Origin of the sequence: Citrobacter sp. 50677481, from assembly GCF_001463265.1 — a bacterium.
GTDB lineage: Bacteria > Pseudomonadota > Gammaproteobacteria > Enterobacterales > Enterobacteriaceae > Citrobacter_A > Citrobacter_A sedlakii.
This window is the reverse complement of record NZ_LNHZ01000054.1, coordinates 75046-94304: the sequence shown is the minus strand read 5'-3', so window position 1 is coordinate 94304 and position 19259 is coordinate 75046. Positions and strand designations below refer to the sequence as shown.

Genomic DNA, 19259 nt, shown 5'->3' with positions numbered 1-19259 from the left:
ATTACGGGCAAATTTTGGACAAAACCCTGACGAAAAACAGGCTGTCGACAGTTTTGACGTGACGAAGGCGGCGATGGGCGCTCATTCTGCCCGGCAGGCTGGATTTGAGATTCCTCCGCTACTCGCGAGAATGACCGATGATTACCGTAGAGCCAGTCCACCGTTGAGGCTAACGCTATGAAACGCTACTCCACGCTCTTTTTATTCAGCTTACTGTCGCTGAGCACCGTTTCGGCGCAGGCCGATGTGATTGATGACGCCATTGGCAATATTCAGCAGGCGATCAACGACGCTTATAATCCCGGCAGCAGCCGTAATGACGACGATGACGATCGTTACGATCGCAGCCGTCAAACCGACAGTCGACAGTACGACGATCGCCGCCGACAGCTCGAGGACAGGCGCCGCCGTTTAGACGAACGCCAGCGCCAGCTGGATGACGACCGACGTCGATTAGAAGAGGACGAACGCAGGCTGGAAGAAGATTACGAACGGTGGTAAGGGCAGTCTGTTGCCCTCTCCCGCGGAGGAGGGAAAACGCTTAGTCCAGCATCAGTACCGTCCCGTCATACCCCGCTTCGATGCCGTCCGGCAGCGGGTTATCCATCATCCACACGTCAAACTGATGGCTGATATGCGTCAGGATCACCCGTGGGCAGCCAATCACCTCATTCAGCGCAATCACGGTGTTTAAATCGCAATGGTTGCGCGGCGCGTCCGGTCGCGGTTCATGGCTACAGTCGATCACTATCGCCTGCGGGCGGTTGTTGAGCAAAAATTTCAGCGTCTTATCCGGCAGCCCGGCGGTATCCGAAAGCCACGCCACCCGGCTGTGGGCAGACTCCAACAGATAGCCAAAGGTCAGCTTTGAGTGATTCAGCGGCAGCGGCGTCACCTGCAATCCCTGCAAATCAAACACCACAAACGGCTCGACGGTATGGCTGAAGTCGAGAATGCCGGGATGCTTAAACAGATCGTCGCAGCCCTGTTCGTCAGGCGGCCCGTACACCGGGATCGTCGCGCCCACGCCCCAGCGCAGCGGAAACAGCCCCTGCACGTGATCCATATGATAATGGGTGAGTAAAAATTGCTCAAAAGATCCGGCAGGCCAGCGATCCGCAAGATCGTGCAAGCCCGCGTCCAGCAATGTTACCGCATGATTAAATTTAATCACGCCGCTACACGGGCGACGACGATACGCTTCATGCTGGCGCGCCCGGCAGCAGGCCGCGCAGTCGCAGCCATACGCTGGAACGCCTTGTGCGCCGCCGGTTCCGGTTAAGGTGAGGATCAGGCTCATCGGTTGCCTCACAGCGCTTTGGTGAAGCGAAAATGGCTCTGGGTGTAACCTTCGCGCAGGTAAAAGCGGTGGGCGTCAAGACGCTTCACGTTGGTGGAAAGCTCGGTCATCTCCGCCCCCGCGCGTCTGGCTTCGTCCTCTGCCCAGGCCAGCAGTTGGCTGCCGATTTTCAGGCCGCGCGCCTGGGGCATTACCACCAGTTCCTGAATCTCGCCGATCCAGTTGGCGTGATGGAGATGAAATTGCATATGCAGACCAATCATGCCCACCACCTCGCCGTCGAGCAGCGCAAGCTGATAGCGCAGATTGCTATCCCGCAGGTTCGCCGCAAAGCCGGCGCTGAACGCCTGATGATCGAACTCGGCTTGCTTTAGTTCGCAAATGAGGGCATAGACGGCGTGGGTGTCGTCCGCCGTGGCGCGACGCAGTTCACAGGCAGGCATGGCTTTTCTCCTTTCGTCCGATCAGCATTAACAGCGTATCGACTGACTGTAGCAGACTGCCGTCATTGTTCAGCGTATGGCAGTCAAACGGCGCGTAGCGGGCGGCACGTTCGAGACGGGCGGCAATCTCCGCTTCGCTTTCGCGTCCGCGCGCCTGTAACCGCTGGCGCAGAATGGCGGGGGAGACCTGCAAACAGACCGGCATCAGCGCTGTGCCGTAACGCGCCTGCGCCTGGGGCAGATGGGCGCGGGAGCCATTAACCACCACGTCGAATCCGCCGTTCAGCCACAGGTCGATCTCCACCCCAACGCCGTAGTATAAACCATTGGCGTGCCAGCTTAGCGCCAGCAGGTTATGTCCCGCACGGGTGAAAAATTCCTGTTCGCTCAGGGCGATATGGTTTTCATTTCCGGCGTTGGCCGCGCGGGTAATGTAGCGGTGCGCGACCAGGAGTTGCGCATGTTCCTGCTGGCGCAGCGCCGCCAGCAAACTGTCTTTACCGGAGCCGGACGGCCCCATCAGCCAGATCAGTTTTCCCATAGTCAGAACACCCTTTTTCCTTGACGCCAGACGTGATCGATATGCACGTGGTCGCCTTTGCGGTGCGCCAGTACCAGGTCGGCGCGTTTGCCCTCGGCGATAACGCCGCGATCGTTCAGATTCAGCGCCCGCGCCGGGTTGCGGGTTACCAGACGAATGGCCTGCGGCAGGGTAAAGCGGTTGGCATCGTCGTCGGCGACGCGAAAGGCGGCGTCGAGCAGGCTGGCGGGGTAATAATCGGACGAAAGAATATCCAGCAGCCCCAGCTCGGCCAGCGCATGCGCGGCGACGTTACCGGAGTGTGAACCGCCGCGCACGATGTTCGGCGCGCCCATCAGCACATTCATGCCATGCTCGCGCGATGCTTGCGCCGCGGCGAAGGTGGTGGGAAATTCGGCGATCACGCTGCCAAGCTGATGTGACTCGCGTACGTGGTCGGGCGTCGCGTCGTCATGGCTTGCCAGCGCGATGTTGCGCTCGCGGCAAAGCCGGGCGATAGCGCTGCGGTTAGGTTGCGACCAGCGGGCGGCGAGCGCCAACTGTTCTTCTTCATAGCGGGCCATCTGCTCGTCGGTGAGGGAATATTTGCCCTGATAATATTCGCGATACTTCTCGCGGTTGGCGAACTGGCGCTGGCCCGGCGAGTGATCCATCAGGGAAACCAGCGTGACCGGCTCGCGGCCGACCAGCTTTTCAAACAACGGCAGGGTGGTGTGATGCGGCAGCTCGCAGCGCAGATGCAGGCGATGCTCGGCGCGGTTGACGCCGCGCTTTTGCGTCTCTTCCACCGCGTTAATCATCTTTTCCAGATTTTCCAGCCTGTCGCCGCCGTCACGCACGTCGCCAATCGCCACCGCGTCCAGAACGGTGGTGATACCGCTGGCGACCATCAGCGCGTCGTGGCTGCTCATCGCTGAATGGGCGGGCCAGTCCACCTTTGGGCGCGGGGTGAAAAATTTATCCAGATTATCGGTATGCAGTTCAATCAGTCCCGGCAGCAGCCAGCCGCCTTCGCCGTCCAGCGCCTCCGGCAGACGGCTCTGGGTTTCGGCAAAAGCGTGGATCATCCCGTTGTGCATTTCCAGCGATCCCTGCACTATCTCGTCTTCCAGCACCAGCTTTACATTGTTGATAATCATGGTGTTGTTCCCATAAGATGCAAACGATCCGCCACCCGGTCGCGCACGGATTCATCGTGAAAAATGCCGACAATCGCCGCGCCGCGCGCTTTCGCTTCGGTAATCAATGCCACCACGGCGGCGCTGTTTTTGGCATCCAGCGAGGCGGTGGGCTCGTCGAGGAGCAGGATGGGATAATCGACAATAAAGCCGCGGGCGATGTTGACCCGCTGCTGCTCGCCGCCGGAAAAGGTCGAGGGGGCGAGATGCCACAGGCGCTCGGGTACGTTGAGGCGGGTCAGAAGACTCGCGGCTTTGGCGGCGCATGCTTCTCGCGGCGCGCCGAGGTCCAGCAGCGGCTGCATTACCACGTCCAGCGCGCACACGCGGGGGATCACCCGCAGAAACTGGCTGACCCAGCCGATGGTAGAACGACGTACTTCCAGTACCTTGCGCGCTGGCGCCTGCACCAGATCCACCCACTCGTCGCCGTGACGAATCCGGATCTGCCCTTCGTCGGGCAGATAGTTAGCGTACAGCGAGCGCAGCAGCGTCGATTTTCCGCTGCCGGAGTGACCGTGCAGCACCACGCATTCGCCGCGCGCTACCGTCAGCGAGGCGTTTTGCAGTACCGGCAGACGCACGCCGTTTTGCTGGTGGAGAACAAAGGTTTTACTGACGTTTTCAACGCGAATCATGTTGGCCTCTTAATTCTGTAATACCGACGACACCAGCAACTGCGTGTACGGATGATGCGGATCGTCGAGCACGCGGTCGGTTAATCCACTTTCCACCACCTGGCCCTGCTTCATCACCAGCAGACGGTCCGCCAGCAGGCGCGCAACGCCCAAATCGTGGGTGACAATCACCACCGCCAGATCCAGCTCCACCACCAGCCCGCGCAGCAGGTCCAGCAGTTTGGCCTGCACCGAGACGTCCAGCCCGCCGGTCGGTTCATCCATAAACACCAGCTTTGGATGGGTGACCAGATTGCGGGCGATTTGCAAACGCTGCTGCATTCCGCCGGAGAAGGTGGTCGGCAGGTCATCAATGCGCGAGGCCGGAATTTCCACTTCCTCGAGCCATTTTTGCGCGGTAGCGCGGATCTCGCCGTAGTGGCGCGCGCCGGTCGCCATCAGCCGTTCGCCGATGTTGCCTCCCGCTGAGACCTGGCGGCGCAGGCCGTCCAGCGGATGCTGATGCACCACGCCCCATTCGGTACGCAGCAGGCGGCGACGGTCGGCCTCGCTCATCGCATACAGCGAACGGTTCTGATACTGGATCTCGCCGGACTGCGGCGTCAGGCGCGAAGAGATTGACTTCAGCAGGGTGGTTTTACCGGAACCGGACTCCCCAACAATGCCCAGCACTTCGCCCGGCCACAGGTCAAACGAGACATCGCTGAAGCCTTTGCCCGGCGCGTAAAGGTGGGTCAGGTGATTTACTGAAAGCAGCGGCTGCGTCATTGGCGTTGGGCCTCACTCTGTTGGCGGCAGTAGTCGGTGTCGGAGCAGACAAACATCCGTTTGCCGCTGTCGTCGAGCACCACTTCGTCGAGATAGCTATGGGTTGACCCGCAAATGGCGCACGGCTCATTCCAGGTCTGGACGCTGAACGGATGATCGTCGAAATCGAGACTCTCCACGCGGGTGTACGGCGGTACGGCGTAGATGCGCTTTTCGCGCCCGGCGCCAAACAGTTGCAGAGCGGGCATCCTGTCCATTTTCGGGTTATCGAATTTGGGGATCGGCGACGGGTCCATCACGTAGCGCCCGTTCACCTTCACCGGATAGGCGTAGGTGGTGGCGATGTGGCCGAAGCGGGCGATATCTTCGTACAGTTTCACCTGCATTACGCCGTACTCTTCCAGCGCATGCATGGTGCGGGTTTCGGTTTCGCGCGGTTCGATAAAGCGCAGCGGCTCTGGGATCGGCACCTGGAAGATCAGGATCTGATCTTCGGTCAGCGGCGTTTCCGGGATCCGATGGCGGGTCTGGATCAGCGTCGCGTCTTCCGTACGTTCGGTGGTGTTCACGCCGGTGACGCGTTTAAAAAAGTTGCGGATCGACACCGCGTTGGTGGTGTCGTCGGCGCCCTGGTCGATCACTTTCAGCACGTCCGGTTCGCCGATCACGCTGGCGGTGATCTGAATGCCGCCGGTGCCCCAGCCGTAGGGCATCGGCATTTCGCGGCCGCCGAACGGCACCTGATAGCCAGGGATCGCCACCGCCTTCAGGATAGCGCGGCGGATCATGCGTTTGGTCTGTTCATCAAGGTACGCAAAGTTGTAGCCGGAGAGGTTAGTCGTCACGGGCGGCCTCCTGTTGCAGGCGTTTAAGCAGTTCCAGCTCGGCCTGGAAATCGACGTAATGAGGGAGCTTGAGGTGCGAAACAAAACCCGCCGCCTCGACGTTATCCGCATGCGCCAGCACGAACTCCTCGTCCTGCGCCGGTCCTGTGACCGTTTCATCGTAGTCTGGTGCCTGTAGCGCGCGATCCACCAGCGCCATCGCCATGGCTTTGCGTTCGCTCATGCCGAACACCAGCCCGTAGCCGCGGGTGAAGTGAGGCGCATCATTGTCCGGTGCGACGAAGCCGTTGACCATCTCGCATTCGGTCACCAGCAGTTCGCCAACGTTTACCGCGAATCCCAGCTCTTCCGGCACCGTTTCCAGCTCAACGTAGCCGCTGCGGATCTCCGCCGCGAACGGGTGGTTGCGGCCATAACCGCGCTGGGTGGAATAGGCCAGCGCCAGCAGGTAGCCTTCGTCGCCGCGCATGAGCTGTTGCAGGCGTGAGGCGCGCGAGCAGGGGTAGACCGGCGGTGTGCGGGTGATATCGTCCGGCTGTGCGCCGGTATCCTCTTCGCGCTTTGCCAGCCCCTGCTTCGCCAGCAGGGAAAAGACGTGCGGCGCGGGTTCCGTTGGGTGATCGGCGGTGCGCAGAGGCGGCGTTTCGCCGTTCGCCAGCAGGGTGAAATCGAGCAGGCGATGGGTGTAGTCGTAAGTCGGGCCTAAAAGCTGCCCGCCGGGAATGTCTTTATAGACGGCGGAAATACGCCGCTCCAGGCGCATCTCCGCGCTGTTCAGCGGTTCGCTCACCGCCAGCTTCGCCAGCGTGGTGCGGTAGGCGCGCAGCAGGAAGATGGCTTCGACGTTGTCTCCGCTGGCCTGTTTCAGCGCCAGCGCCGCCAGTTCGCGGTCGGCGATACCGCCTTCGGTCATCACCCGGTCAACCGCCAGGTTCATCTGCTGTTCAATCTGCGCCACGCTCAGTTCATCGATGGCGGCATCGCCCCGACGGCGGTTCTCCTGGAGCGCATGGGCGTTGGCTATCGCCTTCTCGCCCCCTTTAACGGCGACGTACATCAGCACACCTCCACGTGGGTAGTGCGAGGGATGGCCAGCAGGCGCTCGCCGCAGGTAAGTATCAAATCGACGCCCAGCGGGAAGGGGTGCGGGCGTTCGGTCAGTTCGTGGATCAGACAGTCCGGTAACTGCGGCGCGATCATCCGTTCTTCGGCGATCCCCGCCCCGGTCAGGCGCAGCATCCGCCCGCCGCTGAGGCTGGTGACCTGGACGATCAGCGTGGCGCTGGTTTCCGGCGCCACGGCGGAACCCGCGGAAAGGGCGTTAAGCTGCTCGCGGCTGATGCGCTCGTCGGTGACGGCAAACGCTGCCAGCTGCGGCTGCTCGACCAATGGCGCCTGAGTATGAAAACGCAGGTTCTGGCTGGCGATGTCGTTGTTCACCGCAGGTGACAGCCATACCGGCGTGTCGCCATCGACCAGGGTCAGCAGGACGCTGGTGGTGGCAAGGTTCAACGGTTGCCAGCCGTGCTTAAGCTGATGCAGGGCGACAATCACGCCCGGTTCGCTCATTGCTTTCAGCAGGCGGCGAAAGCTCTGTTGCGCGTCCTGAACGGGCAGGGTAAAGGCGGTTTGTAGTTCCGTGGATCGTGTCATTCGTTATCTCCGCGTACCAGCGTAAAGAAGTCGACCCGGCTGGCGTTCACTTCAGCGCGGCGGGCAGCGATTTGCGCCTCGCGTTCGGCCTCCAGCGGGGCGATTAAGGTTTCCATGAGCGTCTGAAAATGGGCCTGCTCCTGTAACAGCGCGTCGACGACGGCGCACCGTTCGGCGTGCTGTTTATTGCGTCCCAGCAGGTAGCTGTAGCCGAGCGTGCCGCTGTTCAGGCGCACCACCGCGCGGGTGAGCGTGGTATCGCCGGCAAAGAAACGGTTGCCGGTGCCGCCCATGCGCGCCTGGATCTGCATCAGACCGGTTTCCGGCGCGCGGATAAGCGTGTATTCCGGCGCCAGCTTCAGCGCCTGCATCAGTGCGTTCAGCGTTTCGGCGTTGCTCCAGGACAACGCGCGCATCCAGCGCTGGCGGGTGGCGGTATCGATATGCATTCAGTGCTCCATAGTGAATTCGATCATGTCGGCGCGGGTCAGGCTGACGGAGTATTCCGCTGCCTGCTCCTCACCTTCACGATGGTTCAGGGTGCGCACGCAGAGCAGCGGCGCCATGTTCGGGATTTCCAGTACCTTGCTCTCTTTCGCCTGCGCGCGGCGGGCGCTGATGCGCGTCTGGGTACGCATCAGCGTCAGCCCGGACTGTTCGCGCAGATAGTCATGCAGCGAGCCGCTATGGAAGCCCTGCAACAGCGGCCAGAGGCTGAGGTCGGAAAAGTAGTGATCGATCAGGCACAGGGCGATACCGTTGACCCGGCGTAGCGTTCGCAGGTGAATGACGTTGTCGCCTTCCTGCACGCTGAGGGCATCAGCAACGTGGCGGGAAGCCGGTCGCAGTACCGCCAGCAGCTTTTCGCTGGTGGGATGGCTGCCCTGATCCAACAGATTCTGGCTAAAGCGCGCCTGGGCGTTCAGCGGATAGTCGAACGGGCGCATCAGCACCAGCACGCCGACACCCTGACGACGCTGCACCCAGCCGCGTTCAACTAACTGATCGATGGCCCGGCGCAGGGTATGGCGGTTCACCTCATAACGGGCGGCAAGCTGATGCTCCGCCGGAAGATAGTCGCCGCAGCGGTAATGTTGACGAAGCTCCTGCTCAAGTCTCGCGGCAATCTCCTGATAACGCGTTGGGTAACTGGTCGGATGTGTAGACAAGTGCATAGCCATCAATGCCTCGCGAATCAGATAAAGTGCTTACGTAAACGCTGGGAGAGGAAGTCCAGCAGGCTGACGGTGATGATGATGAGCACCATCAACGCGCAGGTTTGCTGGAACTGGAAACCGCGTATCGCCTCCCACAAGGTGACGCCGATGCCGCCTGCGCCCACCATGCCGACCACCGTGGCGGAGCGGACGTTGGACTCAAAGCGGTACAGCGAATAGGAGATGAGCAGCGGCATGACCTGCGGCAGTACGCCGTAGAGAATTTCTTCGAGCTTATTGGCGCCGGTGGCGCGGATACCTTCTACCGGGCCGGGTTCGATAGCTTCGACCGCTTCGGAAAGCAATTTCGACAGCACGCCGGTGGTGTGGATAAATAGCGCCATCACGCCCGCAAACGGACCGAGACCGACGGCGACCACGAACAGCATCGCAAACACCATTTCGTTGATGGCGCGGCAGGCGTCCATCAGACGGCGCATGGGCTGGTAAATCCACCACGGTACGAGGTTGTCGGCGCACATCAGACCAAAAGGAATGGACAGGATAACCGCCAGCGCGGTGCCCCAGACGGCGATTTGCAGGGTGACGGCCATTTCGCCGAGGTAGTCCCGCCACTGGCTGAAGTCCGGCGGGAAGAAGTCGGCGGCGAACGTCGCCATGTTGCCGGAATCCTGAATCAGCGTCAGCGGGGCCATTTCGGCGCCTTTCCACGACACGACCAGTACAGCCAGCAGGATGGCCCAGCTCAAGAGCGAGAACCAGCTTCGCTTCGGCGGGGGGACGGTAATGGTTTGCATAGTTGCTCCATAAGTGACGACGAATTGACGCGGGTATAGGCCGGATAAGCGCTGCGTCATCCGGCCTACAGCCAGGGGTTATTGCACCGCTTTGTTCACGCTGGTCATGGCGCCGAGCGCGGCAGTCAGACGGTCGAGATCGTCCAGTTGCCCTTTAATCGCCGAGGTTTTGCTGGCTTTCTCTTCGTCGCTCAGTCCTTTGTTGTCCTTCACGCCCTGCATCTCTTTAAACAAGGCGAGCTGGCGAATCGGCACCAGTTGCAGGTCGCTGGAGGCACGGAACGGCGCCCAGCCCAGACGTTCCAGCACGCTTTTTTCTTCCGGCGTTTTGCCGTAATTCATAAAGAAGTCGTACACCTTGTCCTTGGTGGTTTCAGAAAGATTTTTCCGCCAGACGATGGGATCACCCGGGATCAGCGGCGACTTCCAGATCACCTTCAGCTCTTTGAGCTTGTCCGGCGCGGAGGTTTTCAGCTTGTCGAGGTTTTCGGTGTTGTTGGTGGCGACGTCGACCTGCTTGTTCGCTACCGCCAGTGCGTTGGTTTCATGACCGGCGTTAACGGTGCGTTTGAAGTCGCTGGCGGAGATATTGTTTTTTGCGAAGACGTAATACCCGGGAACCAGATAGCCAGAGGTGGAGTTAGGATCGCCGTTGCCGAAAGTGAGATCTTTGCGCTGGGCGATCAGATCGTCGAGAGTGTTGATCGGACTGTCCTTGTTGACGATCAGTACGCTCCAGTAGCCGGGCGATCCGTCAGCGGCGACAGTCTGGGCGAAGACCTGGCCGTTGGCGCGATCTACCGCTTCCATCGCGGAAAGATTGCCGTACCAGGCGAGATCCACTTTGTTAAAGCGCATCCCCTGGATGATCCCGGCGTAGTCCGGGGCGAAGAAGGCATTGACCTTGACCCCCAGTTTCTTTTCCATATCCTTCAGGAACGGGTCCCACTGCGGTTTCAGGTTTTGCTGTGACTCGGTCGAAATAATGCCAAAGTTCAGCGCTTTTTCCTGTTCTTCGGCATGTGCCGGGGTGAGCAGGGTGCTGACGCTGAACATGCTTGTAAACGCCAACGCGGCAACCGTTTTGTAATTCATATTATCCTCGCATTGTTCCAGGCTATTTCACTTGCCTGGTCTTTTTGAATTAAGCAGCCTGCGCGTTCTGTTCGACGCGGTTCATGCTGCGGTACAGATGGTCAAAGCGATCGTTATCGAAGTGTTGGCTGCTGCCGTCGTAGAACACATGCCCCTGACGCAGCGCCACAATGCGTTCGCAGTAGCGCAGGGCGTAATCCACCTGATGCAGCGTGACGACGACGGTGATGCCGTCGGTCTGGTTGATGTCGCGCAGGGTATCCATCACGATGCGCGCGGATTCCGGGTCCAGCGAGGCAATCGGCTCGTCGGCCAGAATCACTTTCGCCCGCTGCATCAGGGCGCGGGCGATGGCCACGCGCTGTTGCTGGCCGCCGGAAAGGGTAGAAACGCGCTGGTGCGCGAAGTGCGCCATGCCGACGCGGGTCAGCGCCTGTAACGCGCGCTGCTTCTGTTCCTGGGTGAACCAGCTAAAGCAGGTGCGCCAGAACGGCGTGCTGCCGAGCGCGCCAATCAGGACGTTCTCAAGCACTGTCAGGCGATTGACCAGGTTGAACTGCTGGAAGATATAGCCGGTATGGGCGCGGCTTTTGCGGATATCGCGCGCCAGACGGCCTTCGCGCTGGACGGTGCGACCAAGCAGCTCGACGTGGCTGCCCGGCGCTTTGTCACCGGTGATCAGCCCGCTTAAGTGACGTAAAAGGGTGGATTTGCCGGAACCCGACGGCCCAAGCAGAGCCACCATCTCACCGGAAACGATGTTCAGATCGACGGCGTGCAGCGCCTGCTGCTGATTGAACGTTTTGGAGAGTTTTTCGACGCGAATAATCGTTTGCATGATGCGGCCTCTCTGAAAAAAGTGGCCCCATCGTGGCGGATTAATGTGACGTTTGGGTTAAGTTGTGATGACCTGATGATGAAGAATTAAGTGGAATCAGATGACAGGGCGGGAGGCAGGGCCTCCCGCGAGGTTAACCGTTTGCCTGCTGCTTAACGACGTTGATCATCCACGGGACGCCGTAACGATCGCTGACCTTGCCAAAACCGTGCGCCCAAAAGGTTTCCTGCCAGTCCATTTCAATTTTTCCTTCGGCAGCGAGGCGGTCGAACCAGCGTTTTCCTTCGTCGACATCCTGCGTGTCAAGAACCAGCGTAAAGCCGGAATAGTGCGCCGTGCCTGACGGCAGGGCGTCACTCATCATAATGTCGCTCCCCGCAATACGCACATTGGCATGGGCGATGGCAGTATCGGGGAAGGTCATTGCGGACGGGCAGCCGTCCTGACTGTCCTGCGCCGACGGAGGCATTTCACCAAAGCTGATTTTATAGAGCAGTTCTGCGCCGAGCGTTTGCTGATAAAACGCAATGGCGTCGGCACAGTTGCCAGCAAAAGAGAGATAGGGACTTAACGACATGATCTGGACCTCTGATAAGGGAAGCCCATTAAGTGTAGTTACCCCCGGCCCGGTAAGCGAAGCGCCACCGGGCAATATCAGGCAGGCAGGATAACAATCAGTTCTTTTTCACAAACTCCGATTTCAGCTTCATCGGTCCGAAACCGTCGATTTTGCAGTCAATGTTGTGATCGCCTTCCACCAGACGGATGTTTTTCACTTTGGTGCCGATCTTCAGCATCGAAGAACTGCCTTTCACCTTCAGATCTTTAATCACGGTCACGCTGTCGCCGTCGGCCAGCAGGTTGCCGTTAGCGTCTTTCACAATCAGCTCATCGCTGTCCTGCGCCGGTTCGGCATCGTTCCATTCGTGGGCGCATTCCGGGCAGATATACATGCCGTTGTCTTCGTAGGTGTATTCGGAGTTGCATTGTGGGCAGTTAGGTAATGACATGGTGAGTTCCTCAAAAGTCAGCAGGGGCAAACGCGCCCCAAAAGCATGGCAGATTGCCGAAAAAGGCGGCAATTATACACAAAATCCCCAACGTTGTCGGGACTACTCGCGTTTTAAGAAAGGGGGGCTGGAAGAAAGCGAGGTGAAAGGCGCGAAGAGAAGCGGACGCAGTCGTTAGACGTCGCCCTCCCGCGCAGAGCGGGAGGGCGACTGAAGGTTAGTGATTCATGGATTCAGCGGTTTTTTCTTCCGCATTGACCGGAGGCTGAACGTTGCCGAAGCGTTTGGCGTACAGCGCAGTGATGATCGGCACCAGGATGGCGGTGACAATCACGCTGGCGGCAACCAGCGCCGTCGCGGAAGCCGCGACGGGCTCAAACGCCGGGTTGATCTGGGCGATAATGACCGGGTTCGCCACCGCAGCGCCCGCCGCAGAAGACGCTGCCACACCCGCTGTACCGTTACCGCCGCCGATCACGCGGTCGGCAATAATCAACGGAATACCGGTGATAATGATGACTGCCACGCCCAGCATGATGCCCAGCAGACCTGTATCAACAATCACGCTCAGGTTAATGGTGTTACCCAGCGCAAAGCCGAAGAACGGAATCAGTACTGGCGTCGCCTTGCTGAAGAACGCACGCAGATCGTGGTCGAGGTTGCCGAGGGCAAAGCCGATCAGGAACGGTAATACGGCGCCGATAAAGTGATGCGGCTCGAAAGAAGCGAGGCCAGCGGAACCAAGAATCACCATGGTCATCAACGGACCGGACTCCAGTGACATCAGCACGAACGCGCCGGACTCTTCTTTGGTGCCGTACTGGTTCATCAGGCTGGCGTACAGGCCGCCGTTGGTCATGTCCATTGCGGAAACAATCGCCAGTACAGACAGACCCGCGAAGAAACCGGTTTGAATGCCGGTGTCCGGAATAAACGAGGCGGCGATCATCGCCACCACCCACGCAACGGCAATTTTCGTGATCACCAACGTACCGGATTTACGTAATACCGTACCGGTTGCGCGCAGATCGATAGAAGCGCCAATACAAAAGAACCATACCGCCAGAATGGGCACCGTGCCGCTTATCATTCCTTTAGTAAATGAACCGAAATACGCGCCCGTGTCTGGCGCCAGGGTATTTAAAACGGCGCCGAGCAGTAATGGAATCAACATCATCCCACCAGGGATGCGTTCTATGGTGGCTTTAATTTTCATAAACGTCCTCACTTCTTACCCGCGAAACAAACGGACAAGGTGGCAAAAGGTATTGAATTCAGTTTGTTATATCGAAGCGAAGCGCAGAAAATACTGCGTTCCCTTTACGTTGTACGTAGCGATTGCGCCTGCTGGCGGCCTCTTTCGCTCCCCGGTGGTGTTGCCTCGTCTCTTATCTTGCATTCATTGGAATATTGATTCAATGAAAACGAAACAGTGTTTTAGTTATCTTTGTCACATAATTAATGTAAACATTCGGCGGCTTTTGGATTATTTAAAATAAACGTAAACAAGGTGTAAAAAAGCCAGGGGAATTTGCATAGCAGATTAATAGTGTCGCCGGGAAATGTTAGGTCGTGACGATGAATGTCATCGCAACGAAAGCAAAAAAGAATCGCAACGTTGCCACGTCAAAAAAGAGAGTGAGGATCACCTTATTTACGTTCTTTGACGAAACACAAACATATATGTGAAGTTGATCACAAATTTAAACACTGGTAGGGTAAAGAGGTCATTAACCGCCCACTTCAGGCGTCAACAGGTTCGGTTGTACAGTCCTTAACCGGTCAGTGTAAGTAAACCTGCTACGCTTGGTAAAGGAATTGCGCCTGCGTGATTCCAACGCTCGACGGTGACGTTCGCGCAGCTTGCGCCAATGAAGCGGTATGCAGCGAGACAGGGCTTAGTCTATGAGGACAGCTATGCTGAAAAGGAAAAAAGTAAAACCGATAACGCTTCGCGACGTAACCATTATTGATGACGGTAAACTGCGTAAAGCGATCACCGCGGCCTCGCTCGGCAACGCGATGGAATGGTTTGATTTTGGTGTTTATGGCTTCGTTGCCTACGCGTTAGGTAAAGTATTCTTCCCGGGGGCTGACCCCAGCGTGCAAATGATTGCCGCGCTCGCGACTTTCTCTGTTCCCTTCCTGATTCGTCCACTTGGCGGTTTGTTCTTCGGTATGCTCGGCGATAAATATGGGCGTCAGAAGATCCTGGCTATCACCATCGTCATTATGTCGATCAGTACGTTCTGTATCGGCCTGATACCGTCCTACGCTTCTATTGGTATCTGGGCGCCTATCCTGCTGCTGCTGTGCAAGATGGCGCAGGGCTTCTCGGTCGGCGGCGAATACACCGGCGCGTCGATCTTTGTCGCGGAATATTCCCCGGACCGTAAACGCGGCTTTATGGGCAGTTGGCTGGACTTTGGCTCGATTGCCGGATTCGTGCTGGGCGCAGGTGTCGTGGTGCTGATCTCCACGGTGGTGGGGGAAGCAAACTTCCTTGATTGGGGCTGGCGTATTCCGTTCTTTATCGCGCTGCCGCTGGGGATTATCGGGCTTTACCTGCGCCATGCGCTGGAAGAGACCCCGGCGTTCCAGCAGCACGTCGAAAAACTGGAGCAGGGCGACCGCGAAGGCTTGCAGGAAGGTCCAAAAGTTTCGTTTAAAGAGATTGCGACCAAACACTGGCGCAGCCTGCTGGCGTGTATCGGTCTGGTGATTGCCACCAACGTAACCTATTACATGCTGCTGACCTATATGCCGAGTTACCTGTCGCATAACCTGCACTATTCGGAAGATCACGGCGTGCTGATTATTATCGCCATTATGATCGGGATGCTGTTTGTGCAGCCGGTGATGGGGCTGCTGAGTGACCGTTTTGGTCGCCGCCCGTTTGTGATTCTGGGCAGTATCGCGCTGTTTGCGCTGGCGATTCCGGCATTTATCCTGATTAACAGTAACGTGATCGGGCTGATTTTTGCGGGTCTGCTGATGCTGGCGGTGATCCTGAACTGCTTCACCGGCGTGATGGCCTCCTCGCTCCCGGCGATGTTCCCGACGCACATTCGCTACAGCGCGCTGGCGGCGGCATTTAATATCTCGGTGCTGATTGCCGGTCTGACGCCAACGCTGGCCGCCTGGCTGGTGGAAAGCTCCCGGGACCTGATGATGCCAGCCTATTACCTGATGGTGATTGCGGTGATTGGTTTCATTACCGGTATGACCATGAAAGAGACCGCCAACCGTCCACTGAAAGGGGCGACGCCTGCCGCGTCTGACATTCAGGAAGCGAAAGAAATCCTCGGCGAGCACTACGATAACATCGAGCAGAAAATCGAAGATATCGATCAGGAAATTGCTGAACTCCAGGAGAAACGGACTCGTCTGGTTCAGCAGCATCCACGTATCGACGAGTAAAGGCGTCTTAAGGTTTGCTTAATCTCTGACGGGCATACTCTCCTTCATAATCTGGAGGAGAGTATGATGAAAAAGCGTCTTTATGAACGTGTCGCCACTGTCTTTAGCGTGCTGATTGTCAGCAGTTTTTTGTACGTCTGGGTCACCACTTATTAGATCTTCTCCAGCCTCACCGACGCGCGGGTTCCCGTCGCATCCACCCGGTTTTGCAAATAAAATTCGCCGCGATGCAACTGCGTGATGCGGCTGACAATACTCAGCCCCAGCCCGACGCCGCCGAAACGACTGTCCATACGCACGAACGCTTTACTTAGCTCGCCGCATTGACTTTCATCGATCCCCGGCCCTTCATCTTCAACCGCCATGACGGCCTGTTTATCCGTGTTCAGCGCGATCGCGATCGTCGTCCCCTTGGGACTGTAACGATGGGCGTTTTCCACCAGGTTACGCAACAGCATGCGCAGCAGCGTGGCGTCGCCTTTTACCGTCACGTCGTCGCGCCTCTCGGGCAGCAGCAGGGCCTGATCGCGCTGTTCCAGCATGGTGCTAAGTTCATCCCAGGACGGCAGGATGACGTCTTCCAGCAGCCGGACCTGCTGATAATTACCCGACGAGAACGACTGTCCGACGCGCGCTAACTGTAACAGCTGCGAGACGCTGTCCATCATCTGATCCAGCCGCGCAACGAGCGGGGCGACGTCTATATTATGCGCTTTTGACAGCAGTTCGAGGTGCAGACGTACCCCGGCCAGCGGCGTTCGCAGTTCGTGCGCCACGTCGGCGGTAAACAGGCGCTCGTTCTCAAGCGTCGCGGTCAGCCGGTTCACCAGTTGGTTCAGCGCGGAAACCACCGCTTCAATTTCCAGCGTTGAACTGCGAAGGTCGATCGGCGTCAGGTTATCTGCGGTGCGGCTCTCCAGCTCTTTTTGCAGGCTGACGAGCGGCCGGGTGATACGCCGCACCGCCTGGTAACAGATCAGCAGCGTCAGGCTGACCATCAACACGCCGGGGACGATCAGGCTGGCGACCGCTTCGCGAATTTCATGCATGATGTGGCGGTCATTATTGCGGTTATCCCGTAGCGCCTGCTCAAACAGCTCAATCTGCTCAGTGCTTTCATGCCAGAGCCAGAAGGCGCTGATCAACTGGAAAACCAGCAGGATAACGCCGATGGTCAACATCAGGCGCTGGCGCAGGGTCATGGGCCGGCGCAGAAAACGCGTCAGGTTCACTTAGCCTTCCTCGGTCGCGGTCGCCACCAGCATGTAGCCAAAGCCACGCACGGTGCGAATGCGCGACTTACCGACCTTGTCGCGCAGGTTGTGGATATGGACTTCCAGCGTGTTGGTCGAAGGCTCGTTGTCCCAGTTATAAATGTCGTTATAAAGAATTTCCCGGTGCACCGGGCTGCCGGCTTTCAGCATTAGCCTGGAAAGCAGGGCGTACTCTTTTGGCGTCAGCACCAGCTCCTCGCCGGCTTTCCAGACCTGGCGACGCCCCATATTGAGAGTCAGACCGCCGACCACCAGTTCGCTTTCGCCCTGGTTATTGTGGCGGCGAAGCAGCGCGCGGATGCGGGCATGAAGTTCTTCCAGCGCAAAGGGTTTCACCAGATAGTCGTCGGCGCCCACGTCCAGCCCGGCGATCTTGTCGCTGAGCGTATCGCGGGCGGTCAGGATCAACACGGGCAGGGTGTATTTTTTCTGCCGGATACGCGCCAGAAAATGCAGGCCGTCCTCGTCCGGCAGGCCGAGATCCAGCACCAACAGGCTGTAATGACCACTTTCCAGACACTGCTCCGCCGCGCGTGCGGTGGAGACGCCGTCGCAGGCGTATCCCTCGGTTTGCGCCGCCAGGATCAACCCCTGTAAGAGCAGCGTATCGTCTTCCACAATCAGTATTTTCATTCAGCGGTTCTCCTGCAGGTCCGCAGAATGTCATCCGCGGGCCGGTATTGCGTTGTCTGCACGCCGGTCAGTCCCAGCATGGTCGAAAAAAGGTTGTCCTGCGAGTAATCCTGTTCCCGCGCCTGTTTTTGCAGGCAATCATTGTCTACGCCGTAGCGTTGCTGATAATCCGGCGACAGCCACAGCAGCATCGGCACATGCTTTTGCGTTTCTGGCGCAATGGTGTAAGGCAGACCGTGCAAATACACGCCATCTTCCCCCAGCGATTCGCCGTGGTCGGAAAGATACACCAGGCTGGTGGTAAATTTATCCTGATGCGTCTTCAGGATATTAATCGTTTTATCAACAATATAGTCGACATACAGAACGGTATTATCGTAGGTATTGATGAGCTGCTGCTGTGAGCAGGTTTGAATTTCATTGGTGTCGCAGGTTGGGGTAAATTTCCTGAACTGCGGCGGGTAGCGGTGGTAATACGTCGGGCCGTGACTGCCAATGGTATGCAACACAATGACCCCATCGCCTTGTAACTGGTTGATGTACGACTCCAGGCCGTTAAACAGCACGTCGTCATAACATTCGCCGTCAATGCACTGGCCTTTCAGGTTGAGGGTAGTGACATTCTGATGCGGTACGCGGTCGCAGGCGCCTTTGCAGCCGCCGTCATTATCGTTCCACAGCACGCTGATACCCGCGCGTTGAATGATATCCAGCAACCCTTCCTGATGGTGCGCCAGCTCTGCGTCATAGTGCTTGCGCGGCATCCCGGAGAACATACACGGCACGGAGACCGCGGTAGAAGTCCCGCATGAGGTGGTGCGCGGGAAATAGACCACGTTATCTTTTGTCAGCAGCGGATTGGTTTCACGCGGATAGCCGCCCAGCGAAAAGTTTGCCGCCCGCGAGGTTTCCCCGACGATCAAAATGGTCAGGTTTTTACGTTCGCCGTCCACGCTCTGCGGAGTGCGATGGGCATCTTCGCCAATGCGCACCAGCGGCAGGTTAGCCAGCCGTTCGTGCGCGTACCAGGACCAGGAGGCCACCAGACTGTTCGAGGGACTGAGCGCTTTCACCAACTGCTTATTGTTGCGAAACAGCGAGGCGTAATCTTTATAAAAAAAGCTGGCGACCAGGACGATCAGCAGGACGGAGATCATAATGCTGATCCCACGCGCCAGTACGCTGCGCAAACGCGGCGTAGAGGGGCTGATTCTGATCCCGCAGGCGATCAGGGCCGCTACAATGCCGCTCAGACCGAGGGTAAGCACCATCTGCGGCGTCATCAGGGCGAATGTTTCGGCGGGCGTGGTATCCATCATGTTGGCGATCATCGAACGGTCGATGATGATGCCGTAGGTGAGGATGAAATATTGCGCCGCCGCGCCCATCAAAATAAACAGGCAGGCCAGCGGGCGGTTCAGCCAGAGAAACGAGGCCAGCGTCAGGACGATGTTGATCACGCTGAACGCCACCACCGGCATCGACAGAAAGACCAGCACGTTACGCGCGGAGTCCAGCGGTAGAGCCTGTATGACCTGCTTATAAAAGGCGAGATTCAGGCAAACGGAAAGATAAAACGAAACCAGCAGCAGCCAGGTGAGCAGGCTGATAGAGGGTCTTTTGAATATGCGCTTTAACATGGGGTGAG

23 protein-coding genes are annotated in these 19259 nt (G+C 58.2%); 3 read left to right on the top strand and 20 right to left on the bottom strand.

Annotated features, from left to right (window positions below):
* The first annotated feature begins 177 nt into the window (after positions 1 to 177).
* Positions 178 to 501 (top strand): DDRRRQL repeat protein YjdP, encoded by a 324-nt coding sequence (yjdP, locus tag APU02_RS14485; RefSeq protein WP_060570384.1) that lies wholly within the window; start codon positions 178 to 180, stop codon positions 499 to 501.
* 40 nt (positions 502 to 541) lie between these two features.
* Here yjdP and phnP read toward each other — a convergent pair whose 3' ends face one another.
* From phnP to kdgT, 17 genes are all read right to left on the bottom strand, one after another.
* On the bottom strand, positions 542 to 1300 hold the full coding sequence (phnP, locus tag APU02_RS14480; protein WP_060570383.1) for a phosphonate metabolism protein PhnP: 759 nt from the start codon (positions 1298 to 1300) through the stop codon (positions 542 to 544).
* 8 nt (positions 1301 to 1308) lie between these two features.
* A complete protein-coding gene (phnO, locus tag APU02_RS14475) occupies positions 1309 to 1743 on the bottom strand; it encodes an aminoalkylphosphonate N-acetyltransferase (protein WP_042291090.1) in 435 nt (144 codons plus the stop codon).
* Positions 1730 to 2284, bottom strand: a complete 555-nt coding sequence (phnN, locus tag APU02_RS14470) for a ribose 1,5-bisphosphokinase (RefSeq protein ID WP_042291088.1) — start codon at positions 2282 to 2284, stop codon at positions 1730 to 1732. Before phnN ends, phnO begins: the two co-directional genes overlap by 14 nt.
* Before the next feature lie 2 nt (positions 2285 to 2286).
* Complete coding sequence (gene phnM, locus APU02_RS14465) at positions 2287 to 3423, bottom strand: alpha-D-ribose 1-methylphosphonate 5-triphosphate diphosphatase (RefSeq protein ID WP_060570382.1); 1137 nt, start codon at positions 3421 to 3423, stop codon at positions 2287 to 2289.
* On the bottom strand, positions 3420 to 4100 hold the full coding sequence (phnL, locus tag APU02_RS14460) for a phosphonate C-P lyase system protein PhnL (protein WP_042291083.1): 681 nt from the start codon (positions 4098 to 4100) through the stop codon (positions 3420 to 3422). The genes phnM and phnL overlap by 4 nt, the downstream gene beginning before the upstream one ends.
* A gap of 9 nt (positions 4101 to 4109) precedes the next feature.
* Positions 4110 to 4868, bottom strand: coding sequence for a phosphonate C-P lyase system protein PhnK (gene phnK / locus APU02_RS14455; protein WP_042291081.1), 759 nt, complete (start codon positions 4866 to 4868; stop codon positions 4110 to 4112).
* Positions 4865 to 5656 (bottom strand): alpha-D-ribose 1-methylphosphonate 5-phosphate C-P-lyase PhnJ, encoded by a 792-nt coding sequence (gene phnJ / locus APU02_RS14450; RefSeq protein WP_060570450.1) that lies wholly within the window; start codon positions 5654 to 5656, stop codon positions 4865 to 4867. The genes phnK and phnJ overlap by 4 nt, the downstream gene beginning before the upstream one ends.
* A gap of 46 nt (positions 5657 to 5702) precedes the next feature.
* Complete coding sequence (locus tag APU02_RS14445; RefSeq protein ID WP_060570381.1) at positions 5703 to 6770, bottom strand: carbon-phosphorus lyase complex subunit PhnI; 1068 nt, start codon at positions 6768 to 6770, stop codon at positions 5703 to 5705.
* Complete coding sequence (gene phnH, locus APU02_RS14440; RefSeq protein ID WP_042291077.1) at positions 6770 to 7366, bottom strand: phosphonate C-P lyase system protein PhnH; 597 nt, start codon at positions 7364 to 7366, stop codon at positions 6770 to 6772. The genes APU02_RS14445 and phnH overlap by 1 nt, the downstream gene beginning before the upstream one ends.
* On the bottom strand, positions 7363 to 7815 hold the full coding sequence (gene phnG / locus APU02_RS14435; protein ID WP_042291074.1) for a phosphonate C-P lyase system protein PhnG: 453 nt from the start codon (positions 7813 to 7815) through the stop codon (positions 7363 to 7365). Before phnG ends, phnH begins: the two co-directional genes overlap by 4 nt.
* The gene (phnF, locus tag APU02_RS14430; RefSeq protein ID WP_060570380.1) at positions 7816 to 8541 is read right to left on the bottom strand and encodes a phosphonate metabolism transcriptional regulator PhnF; all 726 of its coding nucleotides are present in this window, start codon (positions 8539 to 8541) and stop codon (positions 7816 to 7818) included.
* A gap of 20 nt (positions 8542 to 8561) precedes the next feature.
* Positions 8562 to 9341: a phosphonate ABC transporter, permease protein PhnE gene (gene phnE / locus APU02_RS14425; RefSeq protein ID WP_042291069.1), complete on the bottom strand. Its 780-nt coding sequence runs from the start codon at positions 9339 to 9341 to the stop codon at positions 8562 to 8564.
* Between the two features lie 78 nt (positions 9342 to 9419).
* Positions 9420 to 10436, bottom strand: coding sequence for a phosphonate ABC transporter substrate-binding protein (phnD, locus tag APU02_RS14420; protein WP_060570379.1), 1017 nt, complete (start codon positions 10434 to 10436; stop codon positions 9420 to 9422).
* Positions 10437 to 10485: 49 nt separating this feature from the next.
* Positions 10486 to 11274 (bottom strand): phosphonate ABC transporter ATP-binding protein, encoded by a 789-nt coding sequence (phnC, locus tag APU02_RS14415; protein WP_042291065.1) that lies wholly within the window; start codon positions 11272 to 11274, stop codon positions 10486 to 10488.
* A gap of 133 nt (positions 11275 to 11407) precedes the next feature.
* Positions 11408 to 11851, bottom strand: coding sequence for a VOC family metalloprotein YjdN (yjdN, locus tag APU02_RS14410; protein ID WP_042291063.1), 444 nt, complete (start codon positions 11849 to 11851; stop codon positions 11408 to 11410).
* A 97-nt stretch (positions 11852 to 11948) separates the two neighbouring features.
* A complete protein-coding gene (locus APU02_RS14405) occupies positions 11949 to 12284 on the bottom strand; it encodes a zinc ribbon domain-containing protein YjdM (RefSeq protein ID WP_042291061.1) in 336 nt (111 codons plus the stop codon).
* 217 nt (positions 12285 to 12501) lie between these two features.
* Positions 12502 to 13500: a 2-keto-3-deoxygluconate transporter gene (kdgT, locus tag APU02_RS14400; RefSeq protein WP_042291058.1), complete on the bottom strand. Its 999-nt coding sequence runs from the start codon at positions 13498 to 13500 to the stop codon at positions 12502 to 12504.
* 701 nt (positions 13501 to 14201) lie between these two features.
* Between kdgT and proP the strand changes: the two genes are divergently transcribed.
* Both proP and pmrR read left to right on the top strand, forming a co-directional pair.
* Positions 14202 to 15704, top strand: coding sequence for a glycine betaine/L-proline transporter ProP (gene proP, locus APU02_RS14395; RefSeq protein WP_042291054.1), 1503 nt, complete (start codon positions 14202 to 14204; stop codon positions 15702 to 15704).
* 63 nt (positions 15705 to 15767) lie between these two features.
* On the top strand, positions 15768 to 15860 hold the full coding sequence (gene pmrR, locus APU02_RS14390; RefSeq protein WP_060570378.1) for an LpxT activity modulator PmrR: 93 nt from the start codon (positions 15768 to 15770) through the stop codon (positions 15858 to 15860).
* Here the strand turns inward: pmrR and pmrB are convergent.
* Genes pmrB through eptA form a run of 3 tightly spaced genes read right to left on the bottom strand, consistent with a single transcriptional unit; the run spans position 15857 to position 19251 of the window.
* Positions 15857 to 16936 (bottom strand): two-component system sensor histidine kinase PmrB, encoded by a 1080-nt coding sequence (gene pmrB, locus APU02_RS14385; protein WP_042291049.1) that lies wholly within the window; start codon positions 16934 to 16936, stop codon positions 15857 to 15859. The genes pmrR and pmrB overlap by 4 nt on opposite strands.
* Complete coding sequence (gene basR / locus APU02_RS14380) at positions 16937 to 17611, bottom strand: two-component system response regulator BasR (protein WP_042291047.1); 675 nt, start codon at positions 17609 to 17611, stop codon at positions 16937 to 16939. It abuts the gene before it with no gap.
* Positions 17608 to 19251, bottom strand: coding sequence for a phosphoethanolamine transferase EptA (eptA, locus tag APU02_RS14375; protein WP_060570377.1), 1644 nt, complete (start codon positions 19249 to 19251; stop codon positions 17608 to 17610). The genes basR and eptA overlap by 4 nt, the downstream gene beginning before the upstream one ends.
* Positions 19252 to 19259: the final 8 nt, after the last annotated feature.